This window comes from Streptomyces sp. NPDC043854, from assembly GCF_056436005.1.
Genome location: NZ_JBWKDK010000003.1, coordinates 103,869 through 125,165, shown reverse-complemented (window position 1 = coordinate 125,165; position 21,297 = coordinate 103,869). Strand labels below are relative to the sequence as shown.

Here is a 21,297-nt window from a genome sequence, read left to right as displayed (position 1 = left end):
CGCGGTGACCGGGCGGGCGCAAGAGTGCCCCTGACACTGGCCTCCGTTGAACTTCGGTCACTGGAGGCGCGGACCCGTGGGCAACTCCCCTGCGGGGGCTGCCGCGTGGTGCTCGGGCGGCATACGGCGAACGAGTGTGGAGTTGTGGTGGTGCACGTATCTCACGGGAGATACAGCTGTGCCGTATGCGGGGCCTGACGGAAAACAGACTCTGCCGGACCCCGATACCGCAAGGCAATTCCGCGTTGCGTGGGAAAGGTCACACCTGGCATGTCGGCACTTGTTCTGCCGAAGGCCTGTGCAGCACGACGCCGCCCGGCTAGGCTCCTGGGCCTTTGCCGGGCGGCGCCAACCAACTGTCCCACTATGGGGTTTTCACCCCGTTTCCGCCTACAGGTTCTCCAGCATCTCCGTCACCAGCGCCGCGATCGGCGAGCGCTCGGATCGGGTCAGCGTGACGTGGGCGAAGAGCGGATGCCCCTTCAGTTTCTCGACAACGGCGACGACTCCGTCGTACCGGCCGACCCGGAGGTTGTCGCGCTGGGCGACGTCGTGGGTCAGGACCACCCGCGAATTCGCCCCGATCCGGGACAGAACGGTCAGAAGGACATTGCGCTCCAGGGACTGCGCCTCGTCGACGATGACGAACGCGTCGTGCAGCGAGCGGCCGCGGATGTGGGTGAGCGGCAGGACCTCCAGCATCCCCCGGTTCAGCACCTCCTCGATGACCTCCCGCCCGGCCACCGCCGAGAGGGTGTCGAAGACCGCCTGCGCCCAGGGGCTCATCTTCTCGGACTGGTCCCCCGGCAGGTAGCCCAGCTCCTGCCCGCCCACCGCGTACAGCGGCCGGAAGACCATCACCTTCTGGTGCTGCCGGCGCTCCAGTACGGCCTCCAGGCCCGCGCACAGCGCCAGCGCCGACTTGCCGGTGCCGGCCCGGCCGCCCATGGAGATGATGCCGACCTCGGGGTCGAGCAGCAGGTCGAGCGCGATGCGCTGCTCGGCGCTGCGGCCGTGCAGCCCGAACGCCTCGCGGTCGCCCCGCACGAGCCGCACGTTGCCGTCGGCGGTGACCCGGCCCAGGGCCTTGCCGCGTTCGGACTGGAGGACCAGTCCGGTGTGCACGGGCAGTTCGGCGGCCTCCGGGACGTAGAGCCGCTCCTCGGAGTAGAGGAGGTCCACCTGGTCCGCGGAGAGGGCGAGCTCGCTCATGCCGGTCCAGCCGGCACCGGTGATCGCGAGCTCCGCGCGGTACTCCTCGGCGAGCAGCCCCACGGAGGAGGCCTTGATGCGCAGCGGGAGATCCTTCGAGACGACCGTGACGTCGTAGCCCTCGGCCTGGAGGTTGCGGGCGACCGCGAGGATCCGCGAGTCGTTGTCCCCCAGCCGGAAGCCCGCCGGCAGGACGCCGGGGTCGGAGTGGTTGAGTTCGACACGCAGGCTGCCGCCGAGCTCCCCGATCGGGATGGGGGCGTCGAGCCGACCGTTGCGGACCCGGTAGTCGTCCAGCAGGCGCAGGGCCTGGCGGGCGAAGTAGCCGAGCTCGGGATGGTGGCGCTTGGCCTCCAGCTCCGTGATCACCACGATCGGGAGCACGACCTCGTGCTCGTCGAAGCGGGTGATGGCGTTGGGGTCTGCCAGCAGGACGCTGGTGTCGAGGACGTAGGTCCGCCTGTCATTGAGGCGGCGCTTAGTGCTGGTCACCACGGAAGGACGTACCCCCTCGTAAGAGGTCGGGCCTTGAAGACCGGACCGGTCATCGGCACCCCTGCGGGGGCCGGATTCCGGCCCTCCCACTTCGTCCGTGCGAACCGCACGTGCGTCCTGGTGCAAAGGGCCTCCCGGGCGGACGGCCCCATGCCGCCCGCTGAGACTCGACACCCGTGGATCGGGCATCGACCTGAAAGGGATATTCCCCGAACAGCCTCCGCCATGCCATGGCATATGACGGACGCTCGGTGAATCCCAGGTGAAAGCCTTGCGCCGGGGGCCGGAGGTGTGGGAGGGGGTGGAGGGGGCCGAGGGGGCGTCAGACGCCCCCTCCCTCAGACCCCGTAGCGGCGGTGGCGGGCCGCGTAGTCGCGCAGTGCGCGCAGGAAGTCGACCTTGCGGAAGGCCGGCCAGAACACCTCGCAGAAGTAGTACTCGGAGTGCGCGCTCTGCCACAGCATGAATCCGGACAGGCGCTGCTCGCCGCTGGTGCGGATGACGAGGTCCGGGTCGGGCTGGCCGCGCGTGTAGAGGTGCTCGGCGATGTGGTCGATGTCGAGGATCTCGGCGAGCTCCTCGATGGAGGTGCCCTTGGCGGCGTGCTCCAGCAGCAGCGAGCGGACCGCGTCGGTGATCTCCTGCCGGCCGCCGTAGCCCACGGCGACGTTGACGAGTATCCCCTTGACCTCGTGCGTGGCCTGCTCGGCCTCCTTGAGCACGGCCTGGGTCTGCGCGGGCAGGATGTCGAGGTTGCCGACGTGGTGGACGCGCCAGCGGCCGTCCGCGGCGAGGCCCCGGACGGTGTTCTCGATGATGTTGAGCAGCGGGCGGAGCTCGTCCTCCGGCCGGTCCAGGTTGTCCGTGGAGAGCATCCACAGGGTGACGACCTCGACGTCCGTCTCGGTGCACCAGCCCAGCATCTCGGAAATCTTGTCGGCCCCGGCCTGGTGGCCCTGTTCGGTGGTGCCTCCGGACGCCTTCGCCCAGCGCCGGTTGCCGTCCAGGATCACACCGATGTGCTTGGGCGACGCGGCGTGGTCGAGGCGGCCTTCCACCCGGCGTGCGTACAGCCTGTACACCAGGTCCCGCAGCTTCACGATCTTCCAGCCCCTCCGTGCAGTGCCCCCGTGCGAAATGCGGTCCGTCCCCCGGTCCGCCACATTACTGCGCGCTGGGATCGGGTACCCAACTTGGTCTGTCACAGCTCCGTGATAGAGAGGACAACGTGACTGATAACAATCCCTTTCGGGCAGAGTCGGCCCGCTACGACGCCATGGAGTACCGGCGCAGCGGCCTCAGCGGCCTCAAGCTTCCCGCGATCTCCCTCGGCCTCTGGCACAACTTCGGCGACGACAGGTCGCTGGAGTCCCAGCGGGCGATCCTGCGCCGCGCCTTCGACCTCGGTGTGACCCACTTCGACCTGGCGAACAACTACGGCCCGCCGCCCGGCTCGGCCGAGCTGAACTTCGGCACGCTCTTCGCCCAGGACTTCGCGCCGTACCGCGACGAGCTGGTCATCTCCACCAAGGCCGGGTACCTGATGCACCCCGGCCCGTACGGCGAGTGGGGCAGCCGGAAGTACCTCCTCGGCTCCCTCGACGCCTCGCTGAAGCGGATGGGCGTCGACTACGTCGACATCTTCTACTCGCACCGCTTCGACCCGGAGACCCCGCTGGAGGAGACGATGGGCGCCCTGGCGTCCGCGGTCCAGCAGGGCAAGGCGCTGTACGTCGGCATCTCCTCCTACACCGCGGAGCAGACGGCGGAGGCGGCGCGGATCCTGCGCGGGATGGGCGTGCGGCCGCTGATCCACCAGCCCTCGTACTCCATGATCAACCGCTGGACGGAGGAGGACCGGCTGCTGGACACCCTGGAGGAGGCCGGCATGGGCTGCATCTCCTTCGCGCCGCTGGCCCAGGGCCTGCTGACCGGCAAGTACCTCGGCGGCATCCCGGAGGACTCGCGCGCCGCGCAGGGCAAGTCCCTCGACCCGGGCCTGCTCTCGCCGGAGGTGCAGCGCCGCCTCAGGGGCCTGAACGAGATCGCGGCCCGGCGCGGGCAGTCGCTGGCGCAGCTGGCGCTGACCTGGGTGCTGCGGGACGAGCGGATGACCTCGGCACTGATCGGCGCGTCGAGCGTCCGGCAGCTGGAGGAGAACGTGGCCGCGCTCGCGGGTTCGCCCCTGACCGAGGAGGAGTTGAAGGAGATCGACTCCTTCGCGGTCTCCACTCCGGGCACCAACCTCTGGGCCCAGCGCGGCTGACCTGCGCTTTTGCCGAGGGCGACGCGGGGATGGGGCGAAAAGGAAAACGGGCCGGTCCGTGGGGGGGATACGGACCGGCCCGAGGGGGGGGTTCCACCATAACCCTTCGTAAAGCCTGATGCGTGCATCAGCGCCAAATGATTACGCTCCGAAACCACCCAGGAGCACTCCGGTGAGCGCGCCGGCCGCCATGAAGGGGCCGAAGGGGAACGCCCGCTTCCGGCGATTGGGGCTGCGCAGGACCAGTCCGAGGCCGTAGAGGGCTCCGTAGAGGAAGCCGAGGAAGGCTCCGAAGAGCCATACCCCCCACCCGTACCACCCAAGAGCGACCCCCAGGGCGAGCGCCAGCTTGACGTCCCCGAAGCCCATTCCGGCCGGGTTGATGAGGAACAGCAGGAGGTACGCGGCGCCCAGCGCGGCCCCGCCGAGGAGCGCGAGCCGCCAGGAGCCGGCGGCGCCGGGCATGAGGGCGGCGGCGCCGAGGGCGGCTGCCGCGGCGGCGGCCAGGGGCAGGGTCAGCACGTCCGGCAGGCGGTGCACGGCGAGGTCGACGAGGGCGAGCAGGACGAGTACGGGCGCCAGCCCGGCGAAGACGGCCGCCTCGGGCCGGGGGCCGGCGGCCCCGGCGAGGGCGGCGCAGACGGCACCGGTGAGCGCCGCGACCCGGCCGCCGCGGGCCCCGTAGCGGTGGCCGGGGGCGCCGGGTCCCGGGGCGCCGGGGGCGGGGGCGGGGCGTGGGGCGTCCGGTGCCGGGGTGCCGGGGGCGAGCGGCCGGGCGCCGGTCCCTGGGGCGGCCGGCGCCGGGGCGCCGGGGGCGGAGGTGTCCCGGGCCGGGGTGCCGGGACAGCGGGCGGGGCCCCACCAGCCGCGCAGCGGGTGCCCCTCGGGGCAGTGGCCGCGCCAGGGGAGGTCCGGCTCGACGGAGAGCCGGTAGGCGGCGCGCGGCAGCAGCAGTCCGGCGGCGACGCCGTACCCGGCGGCAAGGATGATCACGACCACGGCCATCCGCCGAAGGTAGGCGGCGGCGACCCGTCCGGCATGGGCCCGTGGACCCAACCCCGCCGGGGCAGGGCCGTCCGCCAGGGGCAGGGCCGTCCGCCAGGGCGGGACCGTCCGCCGGGGCGGGGCCCGGTGCCGGCCGGCCGGCCGCCAGGGCAGGGACGCCCGTCCGCACATGGCCGGGAACCGCCGTCGGCCCGGCCGCGGTCCGTTGGGGCGCCCTAAGGTGGCGGCCATGGGGCGGCGGTGGACGGACGGCGAGGGCGTGCTGCGGGCGGGCGCGGACGGCGCGCCGGTGCCGCTGGAGATCGCGGCCTCGTACCGGGCCCGCACCCGCGGCCTGCTGGGCCGGGACGGGATCGCCGGCGCCCTGCTGCTGACCCCGGCCGGGAGCGTGCACACCTTCGGGATGCGGTTCGCCATCGACGTGGCGTACCTGGACCGGGACCTGCGCGTGATCGCCCTGGCCTCGATGGCCCCGGGCCGGCTGGGGCTGCCCCGGCTGCGGTCCCGGCACGTGCTGGAGGCCGAGGCGGGGGCGATGGCGGCCTGGGGGCTCCGGGTCGGCTCGCAGGTGTCGGTGGCCGGTCCGTCTCATCTCGCACTGGGCGGTGGGCCTGCCCGGCGGTAGGTTGGGGCGGTTGAGCCGGGGTGGCAGGGGAGCGGATGACGGAGAACGCGCGGGTCAAGGCGCTGGAGCAGATCATGCCCGCGACCCACGGCGCCGATGAGGACATCGACTGGCAGGTGGCCGAGGCCGTCTGGGACACCCGTTTCCCGTCCGATTTCGTGGCCTTCATGGGCCGCTTCGGCGCGGGCAGCATCAACGGCGAGGCCACCGTGCTGCTGCCGGTGCCCAAGCCCGGACTCCAGTGGGATCCGGCCGAGATGGCCGAGGAGACCGCCAACGCCCGCAAGCGGTGGGAGGAGGAGGGCGGCCGGGCCGCCTTCGACGTGGACCCCGGGTCGATCATCGCCTGGGGTGTCACCGGCGGCTCCGACATCCTGTGCTGGCTGGCCGCCGACCCCGATCCGGACCGCTGGCCGGTCCTGGTCATCGGCCGGCACACGGCCGACGCCTTCGCCGTGTACCCGTACGGCATGGCCGAGTTCCTGCTGCGGCTGTGCTCGGACGAGTTCGACGTGAGCCCGGTCGGCATCACCTTCTGGGACGGCGGGCGGCTCAGCTTCGTGCACTGGCGCAAGGCCCAGCGCCGCTGGCAGGAGGGCCGCAACCCCGAGACGGGGGACCCCGACCCGTACGCGGGCGAGTTGACCGACTGACCCGATCCGGCCCCCGCCCGTTTCCCGGACCCCATCCGGCGGAAACGGGCTTTTCGGCATGTCTACGCGCGTCGTGTTTCCGGACCCCATATCGGAAAACACCATGCGGAAAAGCCGCGCTTGGAGAATTGAACACAAAGCCCGCCGCCGTGGAACGAATCGCCCGCCCGCAGGAGAGAATTCCGGCCAGCGGGCCGCGGACGGACACCCCTGGCCCGGAGTGATGCACAGGCACTGACGGGAACACAAGGAATTCAGGGGAATAGACCCGTGCAACGAAGAATCTTCCGCACGGCCGCGACCGCGGTCGTGCTCGGTCTGCTGGCGCCGCTGTCCGGCTGCGGTTCCGGCGGCGGCGCCGGCGACGAGGGCACCCTGCGCCTGGTCGCCGCCGAATACGGCACCGGCCAGGCCACCAGTTCCAAGGCTTTCTGGGACAAGGTGACCAAGGATTTCACCGCCGCCCACCCCGAAATCAAGGTCGAGGTGCAGCTCCTGCCGTGGGCCGACATCGACCGCGAGGTCTCCCGGATGGTGAAGGCCAAAAACGCCCCCGACATCGCGCTCATGGGCTCGTATTCGGATTTCGCAGCCGAGGGCGAACTGTATTCCGCGGACGAACTCCTCTCGATCAACGCCGAGGCGAACTTCCTCCAGCCGCTCGCCGAGGCCGGCTCGGTCGGCAACACCCTCTACGGCCTGCCGTGGGTGGCGAGCAGCCGGCTCCTCTTCTACAACGAGGGCCTGTTCAAGCAGGCCGGCGTGGCCGCCCCGAAGAACTGGTCGGACCTGAAGGCCGCCGCCAAGGCGCTCAAGGACAAGGGCGTGAAGATCCCGTACGCCCTGCCGCTGGGCCCCGAGGAGGCGCACGCCGAGGCGATGATCTGGGAGCTGAGCAACGGCGGCGGGTACGCCGACAGCGCCGGCAACTACCACCTGGCCTCGGACCAGAACATCCAGACGTTCCGCTGGATCAGGGACAACCTGGTCTCCCCCGGGCTGACCGGTCCGGTCCCGCCGTCGCAGCTCAACCGGGCCGACGCGTTCGCCGCCTTCCTGCGCGGCGAGGTCGGCATGCTCAACGGCTACCCGTCGCTCTGGCACGAGGCGCGCGCCAGGGGGATCGGCGTGGGCACCGTGTCCATGCCGGTCTCGGACACCATGGGCGCCGGGGAGGCCCCGCCGGCCGTGGGCGTCGCCGACTGGATGATGGCGTTCAGGCAGCACGGCAAGCGGGCGCAGATCGGGGCCTTCCTGGACTTCGTCTACCAGGACAGGAACCTGGCCGACTTCGCGGGCCGCTACCACCTGCTGCCCTCGACCGTCTCGGCCTCCCGCGACCCGGCCGGCGGCGGCCTGGACAAGAACGACGAGCAGTTCCTGACCGCCCTGCGCGGTGCGCAGCTCTACCCGGTGAACGACCCCTCGTGGGTGGAGGTCAGCGACACGATCAAGCGCAACATCGGCCGCGCCGTCGAGCCGGGCGGGGACCCCAAGGCCGTCCTGGAGGAGATCGCCGCGAAGGCGAACCAGGCCGGCAAGCGGCACTGAGCAGACGCCGAACAGACGCCGAGCGGGGCCGGGCAGACGCCGAACAGGTGCCGGGCAGGTGCCGGGCAGCAGTGCTTCCGCCGGGGTCCCGTCGTCCTCCGTCCGGGGGAAGCGGTGACCGAAAAACGATCTTTGCCTCTGCCGCACGCCACCCCGTGCGACAGAATGGCTTCCGCGGCCCCTGATCCGAGGCCGCCGGCCAGCCGCCCGCGGCGCGCCCACAAGGTGCGCGGGACGGCCGGCCCTCCTCAACCCGCCCCGCCTTCGCCCGAGCCGGCGCGCAGGCCGCAGCGGACCGGCCGTCCCGAGGACGGCGGTGAGGGGTGGGGGTGGCGGTGTGTCAGGCCTGGCCGGTTTCGAAGCGGCTGATGTGGCCGCCGTCGGTGACGGTGAACTTCCAGGCGGTCCGCATCTCGCCCCAGGTGTCGTTGCGGTAGTTCACGACGAGGCTCCGGCCGCCCCGGGACTCCGAGACGACGTCCATGTGGCCGCCCGAGGAGAAGATTTCCTTGTCGGCCCAGACCCGCAGGTCGCGGTCGGAGCCGTCGTCGGACATGGTCGCATCGGGCGTGAGGACCTCGTAGAAGGCCGCCTCGTTGTGGGCGTTGACGGCGTTGACGAAGGCTCTGACGACCGGGTCGGACAGGTTGTTCGGGGCGATGGTCACGGGGGCTCCTGGTCGGTTTCCTCGGTGTGGGGCGCTGGTGTGCCCGTACGCTCAGGGAACACCCGGCGGAGCGGGTTGCCGCCGATCCTCACCCGTTCGCCGCCGGACGGCGTGTCAGGGCGTGTCGGGGGCGGTGCGCACCGGGAAGCCGGTGGGGCGGCCCTGTTCGTCCAGCCAGGCCAGTACGCGGTCGAGGGCCTCGACGGTCTGCCGGCGGTCGCCGCCGCCGTCGTGGAACAGGATGGTGGGGCCGTTGCCTATGTGCCGTTTGACGGCGTCGACGATGGCGTCGGCCCCCGGCTTCTGGAAGTCCTTCGTGTCGATGTTCCAGCCGAGCGGACGCATGCCGTTGGCGGCGGCTATGCGCCGGCTGTCGGGGGTGAACGCGCCGCCGGGGGCGCGGTAGTACTCGACCTTGGCGCTGCCGCCCGCCGCCTCGTCGATCAGCTTCTTCGCGTCCAGGATCTGCTTCTCCTGGTACTCGACGGGCTTCTTGTCCATGGAGGTGTCGTGGTCCATGGAGTGGTCGCACAGCCGGTGGCCGCCCGCGACGACCCTCCTGACCAGGTCGGGGTGGGCCTTGGCCCGCGGGCCGACCATGCAGAAGGTCGCCTTCACGTCGTGCTTCGCCAGCACGTCGAGGATCTTCGGGGTCCAGTTGGGGTCCGGGCCGTCGTCGATGGTGATGTTCACCGCGTTTCCGCCGCTCTCGGAGGCGTGGGCTATGGACTCGGGCATCTGCGGGCCGCTGCCGCCCGGGGCGCCGCCCTTCGCGTCGCCCTTCCCGTCGGCCTTCCCGCCCCCGTCGGGGCTGCCGTTCGCGCCGTTGTCGGGGCTGCCGCCCTTGCCGCCGCCGGTGCTGCCGCCGGTGTCCGCGTCGTGCTCCCGCGAGAGGTTCTGCTGGGCCGCGCCGTTCGGTTCGGCGAGGGTCGCCACCCCCCACACCGTCGCCGCCACCGCAACGGCCGAAGCCGCGATGGCGATCCGGGAACGCGTACCCAGCCTGCGCATGCGTGCCGTGAAGTCCATGAACCGTCCACTCCCCTCTCCGCGTTGCCGCGCTCTGAGGTTCATGACGTGCATGCCCGGGCTCGGGTTCCCACCAATTTCCCCATTGGAACCGGTTGATGACCTTGGTCCTCGATCTCCCGGAATAAAGTCCTGACCTGGGACGAAACCGGCAGCGCGCGGCTCCCGGAGGACACACGGAAGGCCCCGGCCCCGGCGGGGATCCGCCGGGGCCGGGGCCTGCGTGGGAGGAGGGGCCGATGGGCCCGGTGAGGGTCCGTCAGTGGGCGACCGGCTCGGCCGCCGCCGGCTTCCCGGCGCCGCCCGCGCCGGCCTCGGCCGGGGCCGGGCCCGCGCCCCGCAGCGGGACCTCCTTGACGAACCAGGCCGCCAGGAAGCCCAGTACGGCCACGAACGCGCCGAGCAGGAACGCGGAGTGCGTACCGGCGGCGACCGCGTGCTGGTACGCCTCGCGCACCGCCTCCGGCAGCTTGGCCAGGCTCGCCGCGTCGAGCTGGGCGGATCCGACGGAGCCGGCGGCCTGCGGGCCGAGGCGCTCGACCATGGCGTCGGCGACCCTGCTGGTGAACAGGGAGCCCATCAGGGCCACGCCGAACGAGCCGCCGAGCGTGCGGAAGAGGGTGGCCGAGGAGGACGCGACGCCCATGTCCTTCATCTCGACGCTGTTCTGCGCGACCAGCATGGTGATCTGCATCAGGAAGCCGAGTCCGGCGCCGAGTACGGCCATGTAGACGCCGGAGACGAGGCGGCTGGTGCCGGTGTCCATCTGCGCGAGCAGGTACATGCCCACGACCATGAGCGCGCCGCCGATGATCGGGAACATCTTGTACTTGCCGCTGCTGGTGGTGATGCGGCCCGCGATCAGCGAGACGACCATCATCGACAGCAGCATCGGGAGCAGCAGCAGGCCGGAGTTGGTGGCGGAGGCGCCCTGGACCGCCTGCTGGAAGAGCGGGAGGTAGAGGACGCCGCCGAACATCGCGAAGCCGACGAGGAAGCCGATCACCGACATGAGGGTGAAGTTGCGGCTGCGGAAGATGTGCAGCGGGATGACCGGCTCGGCGGCCTTGGTCTCGGCGAAGAGGAAGGCGGCGATGGTGACGACGCCCAGCAGGATCAGGCCGAGGATCTCGGTGGAGCCCCAGGCGTACTCGGTGCCGCCCCAGGTGGTGACGAGCACGGTGGAGGTGATGGCCACCGTCAGCAGCGCCGCACCCAGGTAGTCGATCTTGCCCTGGGACTTCTTCTTGGGCAGGTGCAGGACGGCCGTGACCATGGCGAGGGCGACGGCGCCGAGCGGCAGGTTGATGTAGAAGGACCAGCGCCAGCCCATGTGGTCGGTGATGGTGCCGCCGACCAGCGGCCCGCCGATCATGGCGAGGGCCATCACGCCGGCCATCATGCCCTGGTACTTGCCGCGGTCGCGGGGCGGGATCAGGTCGCCGATGATCGCCATGACGCCGACCATCAGACCGCCGGCGCCCAGGCCCTGGACGGCGCGGAAGCCGATGAGCTGGCCCATGTCCTGGGCCATGCCGCTGAGCGCGGAGCCGATCAGGAAGATGACGATGGAGGTGAGGAAGGAGCCCTTCCGCCCGTACATGTCGCCGAGCTTGCCCCAGATGGGGGTGGAGGCCGCGGTGGCCAGGGTGTAGGCGGTGACCACCCAGGACAGGTGCTCCAGCCCGCCGAGCTCGCCGACGATCGTCGGCATCGCGGTGCCGATGATCATGTTGTCGAGCATCGCCAGCAGCATCGCGATCATCAGCGCCATCAGGACGACCCGTACGCTGCGCGGCTTCACCTCCCCCGAGGCCTCGATCGTCTTCCTGGCGCTGTCGACCATGTTTCCGCTCCCCGTTGGCACATCCGCTCGGCACCGGGCGAGGGCACTTCCGGCCCTCTCGGTACTTACTTGACGCCCGGCTAGTTCACTACACTGGGGACGGTAGACCCGTCACTAGCCGGGCGTCAAGTAAGTTCACTGGGGAGTGGCATGTCCAGCAGCAGTCCGCAGGGTCGTCGTGGCAACACGCGCCAGCGCATCCAGGACGTCGCACTGGAGCTCTTCGCCGAGCAGGGGTACGAGAAGACGTCGCTGCGCGAGATCGCGGAGCGGCTGGAGGTCACGAAGGCGGCGCTGTACTACCACTTCAAGACTAAGGAAGACATCATCATCAGCGTCTTCGAGGACGTGACACGGCCCATCGACGAGCTGATCGAATGGGCCCAGCAGCAGCCGCAGCCGTGCACCCTGGAGACCAAGCGGGAGGTGCTGCGCCGCTACAGCGAGGCCATGGCGGCGGGCGCGCAGCTCTACCGCTTCATGCAGGAGAACCAGGCCACGATGCGGGAGCTCAGCATCGGCGAGACGGTCAAGCGGCGCCTGTTCACCCTGGTCGAGCTGCTGCGCAACGAGGACGGGCCGCTGACCGACCAGGTCCGCTGCGTCAGCGCCCTGTTCACGCTGCACGCGGGCATGATGTTCCTCCAGCACGTGGAGGGCGACCCGGAGGAGACCCGGCGGGCCGCGCTGGAGGTCGCCACGGACCTCATCACCCAGGCCCACCACGGCTCCTGACCGGCCGCACCCCGGCCGGGGGCCGGCCTAGCCGGGGAGGTAGGCGAGGGCGCCGGCGCGGGGCAGCGTGACCCAGGTCCGCGTCCCGCCGCCCGGCTCCCGCGAGTCCCCGAACCCCCACTCCCCGCCGCACTCCCGCACGACCACCCGCATGAGCCGGAGGGCGGCCCGGCGCCGGGCCTCGCAGTGGGCGGCGATCCGGGGGTGGCCGTGGGCCTGGTGGCCGTCGTACACGGCGAGACGCAGGACGTCATCGCGGTAGCGGGCGGACAGGTAGACGTTGCCGCCGGGATCCAGCCGCCAGGCGGCGGCGAGCAGCTCGCCGGTCACCTGCACGGCGGCGGGCACGAGAGGGTCGAGCCCATGCGCATGCAGGGCCGCCCCCACCGCGGACCGCGCGATCTGCGCGCTCCAGGACTCCCCCGGCACGCTGAGACTGCACGCCAGCATGTCGGGCAACGGCGCGCGGCCGGACCCGGATTCAGCCCGAGCGGTCGGGCAGGCGGCAATGCTGTCCACGGACGGGTACGCGAAAGACGGCACGGACATCTCGAACTCCTCAAGCACTACACGGCGGTTGGGGCTGGCGTGGCTGCGGTGAGGTCGACGCGCACGGATGGCTACGCAATACCGGGGAGCTGTGGCCCGTCCCCGATGCAGGACATGGCGCGGCCCGGAAATGCACTTCAACTGCCTTGCGTGAGCGGTGCGATACGCACTGTAGCCGTCTTGGTGGGCTATTCACCACCGGATCCCGGTGATTGAGCCACCTTGTGGTGGGCGGGTCGGCGCGCACGGCAGACTGCACGCATGCCACCCAGGACAACACCCACGGAACGGCAGAAGCGCTTGGGCGCCGAGGTGCGGAGGCTGCGACTCGCGGCGGGCGTGTCCGCAGAGTCCGCGGCCGGGCTGCTCGGCATCGACCGCTCGAAGGTCTCCGCGATCGAGCAGGGGATCCGCACCATCAGCGAAGAGCGGCTGCGGTCGCTGGCCTGCCACTGCGACTGTGCGGACGGGGAGTACATCGACGCCCTCGTCGCCTTGGCCCAGACCGGCAGGCGCGGCTGGTGGGAGCGCTACCGGGGCTCGTTGCCCGCCGCGGTACTGGACATCGCCGAGCTGGAACAGCACGCGCAGCGCATGCGGTGCGGGCACTCGGTCCACATCCCCGGCCTGCTGCAGACCAGCGACCACGCCCTCGCGATCTTCAGGTTCGCCGTACCCGCCCTTCCGGAGAAGGAGGTGGCATTGCGCCTCGCGCACCGGCTGCAGCGGCAGCAGGTCCTGGACGGTGAGACAGCACCCGAGTACGTTGCCGTCGTCCACGAGGCAGCGCTCCGCATGGAGTTCGGCGGCGCCAAGGTCGCACGTGCGCAGTTGGAGCACCTGCTGCACATGTCGGAACGGGACAACGTGACACTGCGTGTCCAGCCGTTCAAAGCCGGCGGGTTTCCCGGCGCGGGACAGACGGTCAACTACCTGGAGGGGCCGGTCCCCCAACTCGACACCGTGCAGATCGACAGCACACACGGACCCGACTTCCTGCACACTGAGGCTCAACTAGCGAAATATCGGGTCCAGTTGGAATGGATGGAACGACTCAGCCTGACACCGGCGGCGTCACGGGACTTCATCCGCAGTCTCGCCCGAGAGCTTTGAGAGGACCGATGGCCGACATCACCTGGGAAGACGCCTTCTGCGCGGAAGGCAGCGCCTGCTACCGGATCGGGGTGGACGGGGAAGGCAACAGCTACATCGCGGTCGCCGGGCAGGAGGCCGCGTACCTCACCGACAGCGCGGAAGCCCTGCGCCAGCTGATCCGGGACATCAAGGCCGGCAAAGCCGACCACCTCCTCGACACCTGACGCGCAGGGCGGCACGCACCGCGCCCGACCACAGCTCGGCCGAGCGCGGGATTCGATCAATGCGGCGGCCCCACTGCAGTCCGCAGCCCACGTCAGGGTCAGGCCGCGGCGCCCGGTCCTCCTCCGGCCGTCAGTTCCGCCCATAGGCCCTCGCCTCGTTGATCGGGGCACTGTCGGCGCTCACCCTCGCCCGAATCGTTCGGCCTCCAACGACACACCCAGGGGTGCAACAGCCGCAGGACTTGACCGGGTGCGGCGGCCGGAGGAAGTCGACCCCGAGGCCGCCGATCGGATGTGCCGGCCGAGCCGCCCACGCCGCTGAAGGTGGAGAACGCCGCTCTGCGCAAGAAGGTCCACGAGCCGGAGGAGGAACGCGAGATCCTGCGGAAGGCGGCGCACTATTTCGCCGGGCGCCCTGCGCCCGACGACACCCGGCCGCCAGCGGGATACGGAATGTGCACCGGAAATCGGACGGCACCCAGACCGCCCAGGGTCACCGCCGAGCCTGCTGGAGGTTGGGCGGGACCTGAAGTTCTCCAAGCCGTCTCGCGAGGCCGGCCACCGACTCTCTGCCGCATGACAGGACGACGGAGAGTTTGCTGAGCGTCACACCCTCGGGTCGCTTGGTGTAGGGGCGGCCGTGGTTACAGTGGCCGGATGCGCGAAACGTCGGAAGACCTCAAAGAGCTTCAGGCCCTCCTCGATGCCTCCCTCTCCCGCTCCACCTCGCACCTCCGCTCGATCATCAACACCGAGCGGACTCTGACAGCGCAGCAGCTCACCCAGGTGCTCACCGGCATGTGCACCCTCGCCCTGTCCACCGTGACGGCGAAGGGCGAGCCGCGGATCAGTGCCGTGGACGGGCACTTCCTGCGCGGAAAGTGGCACTTCGGCACGGCGCGCACCGCCGCCAAGGCCCGCCATCTCGCCGCGCGGCCCGCCGTCAGCGCCGCGCACCTGCGCGGTGAGGACCTGGGCGTGTTCACGCACGGCAAGGCGGAGATCCTCAACCCCCAGGACGGCGAGCCGGCCGCCGACTGGCCGGACCTGCTCGCGTACTTCCAGGACTTCTACGGCGCTGACGCCTTCGACTGGGACAACGACGTGGTCTACTACCGGCTGCATCCGCACTGGATGACCGTCTACGCCCCCGATATCGCGAAGCTCACCGCCACACCCCGGGCCTGATCCGACCCAGGGCGCCAAGACCGACCACAGCCTCAGGCTTTCGGATCACGCTCGGAGGGCGTCGTCCTCGACCGCCCGCACCCGTGTCACCGGCGCCTGTCGGTTGAACCGGGGAACGGGCCGAGGATCGCACCACAGCAGTCGGGAAGGCGACACGCGGCAATTCCTCCCTCCCCACGGCCGTTCCGGGCCGCTGCCCTTCCGACTCCCGAACTCCCGTTGCTGCTGGTACCGTTGGCGCCTCTGATCCGCACCCGACCCTGACTTGCCAGGGGCGGCGCAAGATCTCCGCTGTCGCGTTGGAGGATCTTGCCATGTCCGGAATCACACCGGTGACGAACACACCCCACGGCCGATTGCACTTGCTGACCGCAGTCAGTCCCCGGAAGGGCGCAGGCAGCAGCCCCACGGGAATCATCGGACGCCGCCTGGCCCGGCAGTTGGCGGCCGTCGGCGACCGTGTGCGCGTCCTCGCGGAACCCGACCAGCTCCACGACTGGCCCGTGGGCACCGAGGTCGTCGAGGGCTCCGTCAGCCGGCGCCCGTCGGAATACGCCGAGGCGTTCGACGGCGTGGACGCGGTCTTCCTCGCCGGCGCGGTTCCGGCGACCGTCCAGGAGGTGCTGGACACCGCCCGGGGTGCCGGGGTGCGGCGGACCGTGGTGCTGTCGTCGCACGGGCCGGAGTACGAGGAGGCGTACCCGCCGGAGACGTGGTTCTGGCTGGCCATCGAGCGGGCCGTGGAGCGTTCGGGCATGGAGTGGACGCACATCCGCCCGTCGGCGGTGATGGGCGCGGTCATCGAGGGCACCTACCCGGCGACGGGCTCGGACTGGACCGACACGATCAGGAACGAAGGCGTCGCGCGGGAGGCGTTCCTGAACGGCGGCCACTACCCCTTCATCCACGAGGACGACCTGGCGGCCGTAGCGGCGGCAGCGCTGCGCACCGACGATCACGTCGGCAAGATCCTCGAAGCGGTCGGATTGCCCCTGAGCACCCGCGCGCGGGTGGCGGGCATCGCGAAGGCCATCGGCCGCGACATCACCGCCGTCGATCTGACGCCCGACGAGAGCCGCGAGACCTGGCGCCGCCGCGGCTGGCCCGACGACGGCATCGACGTGACCCTGTACGCACTCCAGGAGTACGGCGCCCGACTCGCCGAACTCACGCAGTGGACCCTTGCCCAGCGCCTGAGCGTCCACGAGATCACCGGCCGCCAACCCCGCTCGTTCGACGCCTGGGCAAGGGAACACGCCCACCTCTTCCGCTGAGAACGGCACCCGGCGGCTGTGGCGGCATCAGTGCAGTGCATCAGATGTGTGCCGACATGAGTCGAGGGCTCCGGCGCACAATGCGCGGTGCGACAGCGGCCGGCTGCCGGAGCTCCGGGAAGCCGGACGGTTGGTGTCGAGAGGCATGTGCGACGTGCCAGTGGCACGGTCAGGCGCGTCCAGACCACGGTACGTGGAACACGGCCGGCCACACGGCGATGAAGTCGCCCACCGGCTGGACTCCTTCGATCAGCGGCCGCGGTTCCCGGAAGGCGTCCTCCACCGCCGCGATCCGCTCCGGACCGCTGCTGTTGCGGGGGTGCCCGTAGCTGGCCAGTCACCGCGCATTGGCTGCCAAAACCCGCTCGACGGGCTCCAGCCGCCAGTAGATCCACCCGGGGGCTGGCCCCGCGGCGGCCACGGCGCAGGCGGGTCACGGCTCGACGGAGCGGGCGTAGTCGATCAGGGCGGGGAGGGCGGAGCCGCCGCCTGCGGCGTTGGGGCCGCCGGCCCCGCCCCAGTTCTCGGCGCTCTGGCCGGCCACGACCCGCGGCCAGGGGTCGCCGTCCCACCAGCCGAAGAACGGGCCGCCGGACTGGCCGCCCACCGCGTCGTTGCGGTGGACGATCCGGAACGAGTTGCGGCCGGCTGTGGTCTCCCCCACCGTCCGGTCCATCACCCCGCGCGGGTGGTAGACGGGCCGGACCCCGGAGCCGATGTCGAAGGGGTAGCCGACGTGCCCCCAGAGCGGTTTGGCGTCCCAGTCGGTGGAGTACGACCGCGAGCCCATCCACCCGACGGTGTCGCCCAGGCGCTGGCTGAGCACGCAGACGACGTAGTCGAAGGCAGCCTCGGTGGAGTTGATCCCGTCGGCACCGTTGGCGCGGAGCCAGGAGTAGACGCGGGTCGAGTGGGCGGTGCCGAAGGGCGTGCTCGTGTCGAACTGGGCGGGCGTGAAGGTCATCCAGTCCGCACCGCCGCTCGCGAGCCACGGCACCGAGTGGCTCGCGGTCAGCACGTGCCGGGGGCCGACCATCACCCCCGACGCCCAGCCGGAGGGGGTCTGGACGCGGCCGCAGGTGCGCCACGGGAACGAGGTGTCGGAGAACTCGAAGCGGTCGTCCGGCTGGAACACGCCGGTGGCCTCACCCCGGTCGTCCCCCTCCCGGCCGGGAGGCCGCCGCCACATGGGCGGGCGTACCTGCTCGGGCGGCACGGGCCGCGGGACCGCGCTGACCGCCACCCCCTCGGGCAGGTAGCCGTCGATGTCGTGGGAAATCTCCCGGTCCAGCGCGGACAGGTGCATCTGGGTCACGTGGACGGTCTCGGGGCGCGGGGGGAAGGAATGCCCCGGGTCCTGCACCGACCGGGCAGTGATGCGGTCTTCCCAATCGGAGGACGGGATCGGGTCGGACATGGCGGCCTCCTCGGAGCTCGGTGCGCGTCGCATTGGGCGCGGTGTGGCGCGCGACGGAGCCGAGCCTCCTCCCGTCCGGCGCCGCGAGCGGATGGGGAACGCCGGGCGGCGCCGAACACCGTACGAACGCCACACGTCCGGATCAGCGCAGCCGGCGGTCGGCCTCCTCGATCGGGACGTCGTTGATGCTGGCCTCGCGGCGGCGCATCAGCCCGTTGTCCTCGAACTCCCACTGCTCGTTGCCGTGACTGCGCCACCACTGGCCGGAGGCGTCGTGCCACTCGTACTCGAACCGGACGGAGATGCGGTTGCCGGTGTACGCCCACAGCTCCTTGCGGAGGCGGTAGTCGAGCTCGCGCTCCCACTTCTCGGCGAGGAACGCGCGGATCTCGGCGCGGCCGGTGAGGAAGCGGTCGCGATTGCGCCAGACGGAGTCCTCGGTGTACGCGAGGGCCACCCGCTCGGGGTCGCGGGTGTTCCAGGCGTCCTCGGCGGCCTGCACCTTGGCGCGGGCGGACTCCTCGGTGAAGGGCGGCAGGGGCGGGCGTACGGCGGGTGAGGTCGAGGTCATGGCGGACACACCTTTCGACGGAACGAGACCAAGGGACCAAGGGGCCAAGGGACCAAGGGACCAAGGGACCAAGGGGGAGAACGAGCGTTCTCCACTCATGCAGCGACCATAGAGAACGGCCGTTCTCTGCGCAAGGGGTTCTGGGTTACGCTGCCGCCATGGACGACGAAGAGGCCCGCACCCGGCTGCTCGACGCGGCGGAGGCGCTGTTCTACGCCGAGGGCATCCAGGCCGTCGGCATGGACCGCATCCGCACGGAGTCGGGCGTACCGCTCAAGCGGCTCTACAAGGTCTTCCCGGCCAAGGATGCGCTGGTCGCGGGCTACCTGGCGCGGCGCGACCGGCGGTGGATGGACAGCCTGCGGGCGGCAGTGGCGGCTGCCCGGGCCTCGGCCCCGGCCGACCCGGTGGGGGCCGTCTTCGACTGGCTGGCGGCGTGGTTCTCGGAGCCGGGATTCCGCGGGTGCGCGTTCATGAACACGTACGGGGAGCTCGGCGCGGCCGGGCCGGCCGGGGTCCTGGACGTCGTACGCCGGCACAAGGCGGAGCTGCGGGAACTGCTGGGCGAGGTTGCCGGGCCGGGGCGGGAGGAACTGGCCGACCAGCTCCTGATCCTGGTCGAGGGCGCCACGGCGGTGGCCGCCCTCACCCCCGGCCCGGAACCGGCCCGCCGCGCGGGCGCGGCGGCGGCCGCCCTGGTCCGGGCGGCCGGGGCCGGGGCCGGGGCTGGGGCGGCGGGCGGCTAGTTCCCGGCGCTCCGGGGGAAGGTGATCTCGACCCGGCGGTTCTTCTTGCGGCCTTCCTCGGTGCTGTTGTCGGCGATCGGGTAGTCCTCGCTGTAGCCGCGGACGTCGTACACCACGCCGGGAACGGTGACGGTCTTGGCCAGCTCCGCCTGCACGGCGTCGGCACGCTGCTTGGACAGCTCCTTGCCGTGCTCGTAGCTGCCCTGGTCGTCGGTGAAGCCGAAGACGCGGATGCGGGTGGCCTTCTGGGTGTTGATCTCCTGCGCGATGGCCTGTATCCGGGCGGCGGCCTGGGCGTTGAAGACGGCGCTGTTTTCCGGGAAGAGGACCTCGGACTGGAGCGCCATCATGACGGTCTGGTTGGTCTCCTGGCGGCGCTGCTCGCCGCCGAGGTCCTCGACGACCTCGGCGATGTCGAGCACCTTGATGGGGGCCAGGGTCCCGCCTTGGGGGATCTTCAGGCCGGGGGCCTTGGAGTCGATGGGGACGGGGGCGGCGGCGGAGGGCTCCGTGCCGGGGGGTACGGACGGCTTGACGTCGTCGGCGCTCGCCACGCCGACCCCGACGGCTTGGACCGCGGCCATGACGAGGCCGATGACGGCTACTGACGCGGCGGTGCGGTGGCGTTTTGTCATGGGGTCACCCGGAGATTTTGATGGTGGCCGTGGCGAAGGTGGGGAGGCTGAACTCAACCTCGGAAGTGGTGGCTGGGGGGGCAGGGAACTGGGCGAAGAAGGGGACTGTTTGCCCAGCCTCGATCGTGGACACTCCTGTCGTGCACAGACACCTGCCATCCGTGTCCCGGAGAACGTAGTACCGCTTCTTCCCCACCTTGTCCGTGAGAGAGACGCCAGCAACCGAGGTGCCGCTGGCCGTGAGTTCGTTGCCGCGCCACGCCGTGGTGTTCACGAACGCGGCGCTTCCAGCGTTCTTCAGCTGGCCGCTCACAGTGAGGAAGCCGCCCGATTCACGCGTTGCGGAATTGATCGACAGGACCATGCCGCCTTCACCGTTCGCGGTGGCGATAACCTGCGTCGGAGCGGGGGCCGCAGAGGCGGCGCCTCCTTGGGTGCTGCCAGCTTGAGGCTGTGAAGCCGACGGCTTGGGATCTACCTTCCCCTTTCCGTCGTCTCCACCGCATCCGGCCGACGTAAGGGTCAGTGCCACCGCAACAACCGCGGCCGCTCCACCACGGACCTTCGCCGTGTGCCGAATCCTCATCTGTGCCGCTTCCTTATCTATCGTTATGGTCAGTCGACCAGCCGTACGCTGAAGAGGGACCTAGCCAAGCGATCCAGCGCGCCTGGCTTCTCTGGATCGAGCGTGAGCGTTTCTCCCCTGCACACGAACGCGACACGGCCCAACCCGGCCGACGGCGAAGGACTCGCCGTCGGCGCCGGGTTGGCGGTGGATGTCGGCGTGGGAGCTGGTGTCGGCGACGCCGACTTCAGGGAACACCTTGGCTCGATCAGGGCCTTCGCCGTGGCTTTGCCGTGCAGAGTCTCGCTCCCGGGAACGACCGACTTGCCGACCGCCCCCTTGGTACTCACCGCGACTGTGAAGTGGGGGATGGCTGCTTCGCACCGCGCAACGGAGGCATCGTTCAACGCTGCAAATTGTGTCGCCTTTCCGCAGGATCCCTTCGCGTTCAGAAGGTTCCCCTTAACCAGTTCTTCCCAAGCGGCGGGGCTGAGCGAGGGCAGATCGAGGCCTATGAACACGTTGTCTCGCACCTCACGAGCTGCAGCCAACGCCGCCGCGTCAGCCGCGCCTTGGGCGTTGCTGCGCGTTGTTCCGGCCATACCAACCACGAAGAACGCCAGAGCAGCAAACAGGAGTCCCGCGACCAGGACGACGTAAATCGGGAAGGCCTGCCCACGATCGCCCCGACCTCCGGCCATCACTTGCCAGCCGTGATACCCGCAACCTGCGACTTGATCTTGTTGGTGATGTCCTGGCCGATGCCCGTGCCGACGATGGCGCCGATGATCACTACGACCACCAGGATGATCCCGAGGTATTCGAACGCCGTCTGGCCGCGGTCGCGGCCGGTCTGCTCGTACCGCTTCCGCAGCCGCGCCAGCGTGCTCTGCTTCATGAGGGGTCCCTCCCGGTCCGGTGGCGCTGTTGGTTTGCGGACGGTACGGCG

The 21,297-nt window shown here is 70.7% G+C and carries 23 protein-coding genes and 1 pseudogene; 10 read left to right on the top strand and 14 right to left on the bottom strand.

What is annotated here, in order from left to right; genetic code table 11:
* Window positions 1-390: 390 nt before the first annotated feature.
* Together AC068A_RS04100 and AC068A_RS04095 are read right to left on the bottom strand one after the other, a co-directional pair.
* Complete coding sequence (locus tag AC068A_RS04100) at window positions 391-1,707, bottom strand: PhoH family protein (RefSeq protein ID WP_478580381.1); 1,317 nt, start codon at window positions 1,705-1,707, stop codon at window positions 391-393.
* A gap of 338 nt (window positions 1,708-2,045) precedes the next feature.
* Window positions 2,046-2,807, bottom strand: a complete 762-nt coding sequence (locus AC068A_RS04095) for an isoprenyl transferase (protein ID WP_478580378.1) — start codon at window positions 2,805-2,807, stop codon at window positions 2,046-2,048.
* A gap of 128 nt (window positions 2,808-2,935) precedes the next feature.
* On the opposite strand from AC068A_RS04095, the gene mgrA reads away from it, so the two are divergent.
* Entirely contained in the window at window positions 2,936-3,973 is a 1,038-nt protein-coding gene (gene mgrA / locus AC068A_RS04090; protein ID WP_478580375.1) for an L-glyceraldehyde 3-phosphate reductase, read from the top strand.
* 141 nt (window positions 3,974-4,114) lie between these two features.
* Here the strand turns inward: mgrA and AC068A_RS04085 are convergent, their stop codons facing one another.
* A complete protein-coding gene (locus AC068A_RS04085) occupies window positions 4,115-4,978 on the bottom strand; it encodes a prepilin peptidase (protein WP_478580372.1) in 864 nt (287 codons plus the stop codon).
* Between the two features lie 229 nt (window positions 4,979-5,207).
* Between AC068A_RS04085 and AC068A_RS04080 the strand changes: the two genes are divergently transcribed.
* The 3 genes from AC068A_RS04080 (at window position 5,208) to AC068A_RS04070 (ending at window position 7,807) form a co-directional block, all read left to right on the top strand.
* Window positions 5,208-5,603, top strand: a complete 396-nt coding sequence (locus AC068A_RS04080) for a DUF192 domain-containing protein (protein ID WP_478580369.1) — start codon at window positions 5,208-5,210, stop codon at window positions 5,601-5,603.
* Between the two features lie 35 nt (window positions 5,604-5,638).
* Complete coding sequence (locus AC068A_RS04075; RefSeq protein ID WP_478580366.1) at window positions 5,639-6,256, top strand: SMI1/KNR4 family protein; 618 nt, start codon at window positions 5,639-5,641, stop codon at window positions 6,254-6,256.
* A 270-nt stretch (window positions 6,257-6,526) separates the two neighbouring features.
* A complete protein-coding gene (locus AC068A_RS04070; protein WP_478580363.1) occupies window positions 6,527-7,807 on the top strand; it encodes an extracellular solute-binding protein in 1,281 nt (426 codons plus the stop codon).
* A gap of 340 nt (window positions 7,808-8,147) precedes the next feature.
* Here AC068A_RS04070 and AC068A_RS04065 read toward each other — a convergent pair whose 3' ends face one another.
* The 3 genes from AC068A_RS04065 to AC068A_RS04055 form a co-directional block, all read right to left on the bottom strand.
* On the bottom strand, window positions 8,148-8,474 hold the full coding sequence (locus AC068A_RS04065; protein WP_478580361.1) for a nuclear transport factor 2 family protein: 327 nt from the start codon (window positions 8,472-8,474) through the stop codon (window positions 8,148-8,150).
* Between the two features lie 114 nt (window positions 8,475-8,588).
* On the bottom strand, window positions 8,589-9,503 hold the full coding sequence (locus AC068A_RS04060; RefSeq protein WP_478580359.1) for a polysaccharide deacetylase family protein: 915 nt from the start codon (window positions 9,501-9,503) through the stop codon (window positions 8,589-8,591).
* 259 nt (window positions 9,504-9,762) lie between these two features.
* Window positions 9,763-11,349, bottom strand: a complete 1,587-nt coding sequence (locus AC068A_RS04055) for an MDR family MFS transporter (RefSeq protein WP_478580357.1) — start codon at window positions 11,347-11,349, stop codon at window positions 9,763-9,765.
* 150 nt (window positions 11,350-11,499) lie between these two features.
* Between AC068A_RS04055 and AC068A_RS04050 the strand changes: the two genes are divergently transcribed.
* A complete protein-coding gene (locus AC068A_RS04050; RefSeq protein WP_478580354.1) occupies window positions 11,500-12,084 on the top strand; it encodes a TetR/AcrR family transcriptional regulator in 585 nt (194 codons plus the stop codon).
* A gap of 27 nt (window positions 12,085-12,111) precedes the next feature.
* Here AC068A_RS04050 and AC068A_RS04045 read toward each other — a convergent pair whose 3' ends face one another.
* Window positions 12,112-12,633: an ATP-binding protein gene (locus AC068A_RS04045; protein ID WP_478580351.1), complete on the bottom strand. Its 522-nt coding sequence runs from the start codon at window positions 12,631-12,633 to the stop codon at window positions 12,112-12,114.
* Window positions 12,634-12,894: 261 nt separating this feature from the next.
* On the opposite strand from AC068A_RS04045, the gene AC068A_RS04040 reads away from it, so the two are divergent.
* From AC068A_RS04040 to AC068A_RS04025, 4 genes are all read left to right on the top strand, one after another.
* Window positions 12,895-13,746: a helix-turn-helix domain-containing protein gene (locus AC068A_RS04040; RefSeq protein WP_478580348.1), complete on the top strand. Its 852-nt coding sequence runs from the start codon at window positions 12,895-12,897 to the stop codon at window positions 13,744-13,746.
* An 8-nt stretch (window positions 13,747-13,754) separates the two neighbouring features.
* Window positions 13,755-13,952: a hypothetical protein gene (locus AC068A_RS04035; protein ID WP_478580346.1), complete on the top strand. Its 198-nt coding sequence runs from the start codon at window positions 13,755-13,757 to the stop codon at window positions 13,950-13,952.
* Window positions 13,953-14,609: 657 nt separating this feature from the next.
* A complete protein-coding gene (locus AC068A_RS04030) occupies window positions 14,610-15,140 on the top strand; it encodes a pyridoxamine 5'-phosphate oxidase family protein (RefSeq protein WP_478580343.1) in 531 nt (176 codons plus the stop codon).
* A 314-nt stretch (window positions 15,141-15,454) separates the two neighbouring features.
* Window positions 15,455-16,414, top strand: coding sequence for an NAD(P)H-binding protein (locus AC068A_RS04025; protein ID WP_478580341.1), 960 nt, complete (start codon window positions 15,455-15,457; stop codon window positions 16,412-16,414).
* Window positions 16,415-16,847: 433 nt separating this feature from the next.
* Here AC068A_RS04025 and AC068A_RS04020 read toward each other — a convergent pair whose 3' ends face one another.
* Both AC068A_RS04020 and AC068A_RS04015 read right to left on the bottom strand, forming a co-directional pair.
* The gene (locus AC068A_RS04020) at window positions 16,848-17,831 is read right to left on the bottom strand and encodes a trypsin-like serine peptidase (protein ID WP_478580338.1); all 984 of its coding nucleotides are present in this window, start codon (window positions 17,829-17,831) and stop codon (window positions 16,848-16,850) included.
* Window positions 17,832-17,973: 142 nt separating this feature from the next.
* Entirely contained in the window at window positions 17,974-18,402 is a 429-nt protein-coding gene (locus tag AC068A_RS04015; protein ID WP_478580336.1) for a nuclear transport factor 2 family protein, read from the bottom strand.
* A gap of 158 nt (window positions 18,403-18,560) precedes the next feature.
* On the opposite strand from AC068A_RS04015, the gene AC068A_RS04010 reads away from it, so the two are divergent.
* A complete protein-coding gene (locus tag AC068A_RS04010; RefSeq protein WP_478580334.1) occupies window positions 18,561-19,148 on the top strand; it encodes a TetR/AcrR family transcriptional regulator in 588 nt (195 codons plus the stop codon).
* Here the strand turns inward: AC068A_RS04010 and AC068A_RS04005 are convergent.
* The 5 genes and pseudogenes from AC068A_RS04005 to AC068A_RS03985 all read right to left on the bottom strand — a co-directional run bounded on the left by AC068A_RS04005 (window position 19,145) and on the right by AC068A_RS03985 (window position 21,246).
* Window positions 19,145-19,783, bottom strand: coding sequence for an OmpA family protein (locus tag AC068A_RS04005; protein ID WP_478580331.1), 639 nt, complete (start codon window positions 19,781-19,783; stop codon window positions 19,145-19,147). The two genes, AC068A_RS04010 and AC068A_RS04005, sit on opposite strands and share 4 nt — an antisense overlap.
* Before the next feature lie 4 nt (window positions 19,784-19,787).
* On the bottom strand, window positions 19,788-20,147 hold the full coding sequence (locus AC068A_RS04000; protein WP_478580329.1) for a hypothetical protein: 360 nt from the start codon (window positions 20,145-20,147) through the stop codon (window positions 19,788-19,790).
* A gap of 251 nt (window positions 20,148-20,398) precedes the next feature.
* A complete protein-coding gene (locus AC068A_RS03995) occupies window positions 20,399-20,869 on the bottom strand; it encodes a pilus assembly protein TadG-related protein (protein WP_478580881.1) in 471 nt (156 codons plus the stop codon).
* A gap of 27 nt (window positions 20,870-20,896) precedes the next feature.
* Window positions 20,897-21,049, bottom strand: a pseudogene (locus AC068A_RS03990) (pilus assembly protein TadG-related protein); the annotation flags it as partial.
* Window positions 21,049-21,246: a hypothetical protein gene (locus tag AC068A_RS03985; RefSeq protein WP_478580326.1), complete on the bottom strand. Its 198-nt coding sequence runs from the start codon at window positions 21,244-21,246 to the stop codon at window positions 21,049-21,051. The pseudogene AC068A_RS03990 and the gene AC068A_RS03985, both read right to left, overlap by 1 nt.
* Between the last annotated feature and the right edge of the window lie 51 nt (window positions 21,247-21,297).

Excerpts from the sequence above, each read along its gene's own strand:
- AC068A_RS04085 (WP_478580372.1), bottom strand. The coding sequence starts at position 4,978 with ATGGCCGTGGTCGTGATCATCCTTGCCGCCGGGTACGGCGTCGCCGCC.
- AC068A_RS04080 (WP_478580369.1), top strand. The coding sequence starts at position 5,208 with ATGGGGCGGCGGTGGACGGACGGCGAGGGCGTGCTGCGGGCGGGCGCG.
- AC068A_RS04075 (WP_478580366.1), top strand. The coding sequence starts at position 5,639 with ATGACGGAGAACGCGCGGGTCAAGGCGCTGGAGCAGATCATGCCCGCG.
- AC068A_RS04060 (WP_478580359.1), bottom strand. The coding sequence starts at position 9,503 with ATGGACTTCACGGCACGCATGCGCAGGCTGGGTACGCGTTCCCGGATC.
- AC068A_RS04055 (WP_478580357.1), bottom strand. The coding sequence starts at position 11,349 with ATGGTCGACAGCGCCAGGAAGACGATCGAGGCCTCGGGGGAGGTGAAG.
- AC068A_RS04050 (WP_478580354.1), top strand. The coding sequence starts at position 11,500 with ATGTCCAGCAGCAGTCCGCAGGGTCGTCGTGGCAACACGCGCCAGCGC.
- AC068A_RS04045 (WP_478580351.1), bottom strand. The coding sequence starts at position 12,633 with ATGTCCGTGCCGTCTTTCGCGTACCCGTCCGTGGACAGCATTGCCGCC.
- AC068A_RS04040 (WP_478580348.1), top strand. The coding sequence starts at position 12,895 with ATGCCACCCAGGACAACACCCACGGAACGGCAGAAGCGCTTGGGCGCC.
- AC068A_RS04035 (WP_478580346.1), top strand. The coding sequence starts at position 13,755 with ATGGCCGACATCACCTGGGAAGACGCCTTCTGCGCGGAAGGCAGCGCC.
- AC068A_RS04030 (WP_478580343.1), top strand. The coding sequence starts at position 14,610 with ATGCGCGAAACGTCGGAAGACCTCAAAGAGCTTCAGGCCCTCCTCGAT.
- AC068A_RS04025 (WP_478580341.1), top strand. The coding sequence starts at position 15,455 with ATGTCCGGAATCACACCGGTGACGAACACACCCCACGGCCGATTGCAC.
- AC068A_RS04020 (WP_478580338.1), bottom strand. The coding sequence starts at position 17,831 with ATGTCCGACCCGATCCCGTCCTCCGATTGGGAAGACCGCATCACTGCC.
- AC068A_RS04015 (WP_478580336.1), bottom strand. The coding sequence starts at position 18,402 with ATGACCTCGACCTCACCCGCCGTACGCCCGCCCCTGCCGCCCTTCACC.
- AC068A_RS04010 (WP_478580334.1), top strand. The coding sequence starts at position 18,561 with ATGGACGACGAAGAGGCCCGCACCCGGCTGCTCGACGCGGCGGAGGCG.
- AC068A_RS04005 (WP_478580331.1), bottom strand. The coding sequence starts at position 19,783 with ATGACAAAACGCCACCGCACCGCCGCGTCAGTAGCCGTCATCGGCCTC.
- AC068A_RS04000 (WP_478580329.1), bottom strand. The coding sequence starts at position 20,147 with ATGGTCCTGTCGATCAATTCCGCAACGCGTGAATCGGGCGGCTTCCTC.
- AC068A_RS03985 (WP_478580326.1), bottom strand. The coding sequence starts at position 21,246 with ATGAAGCAGAGCACGCTGGCGCGGCTGCGGAAGCGGTACGAGCAGACC.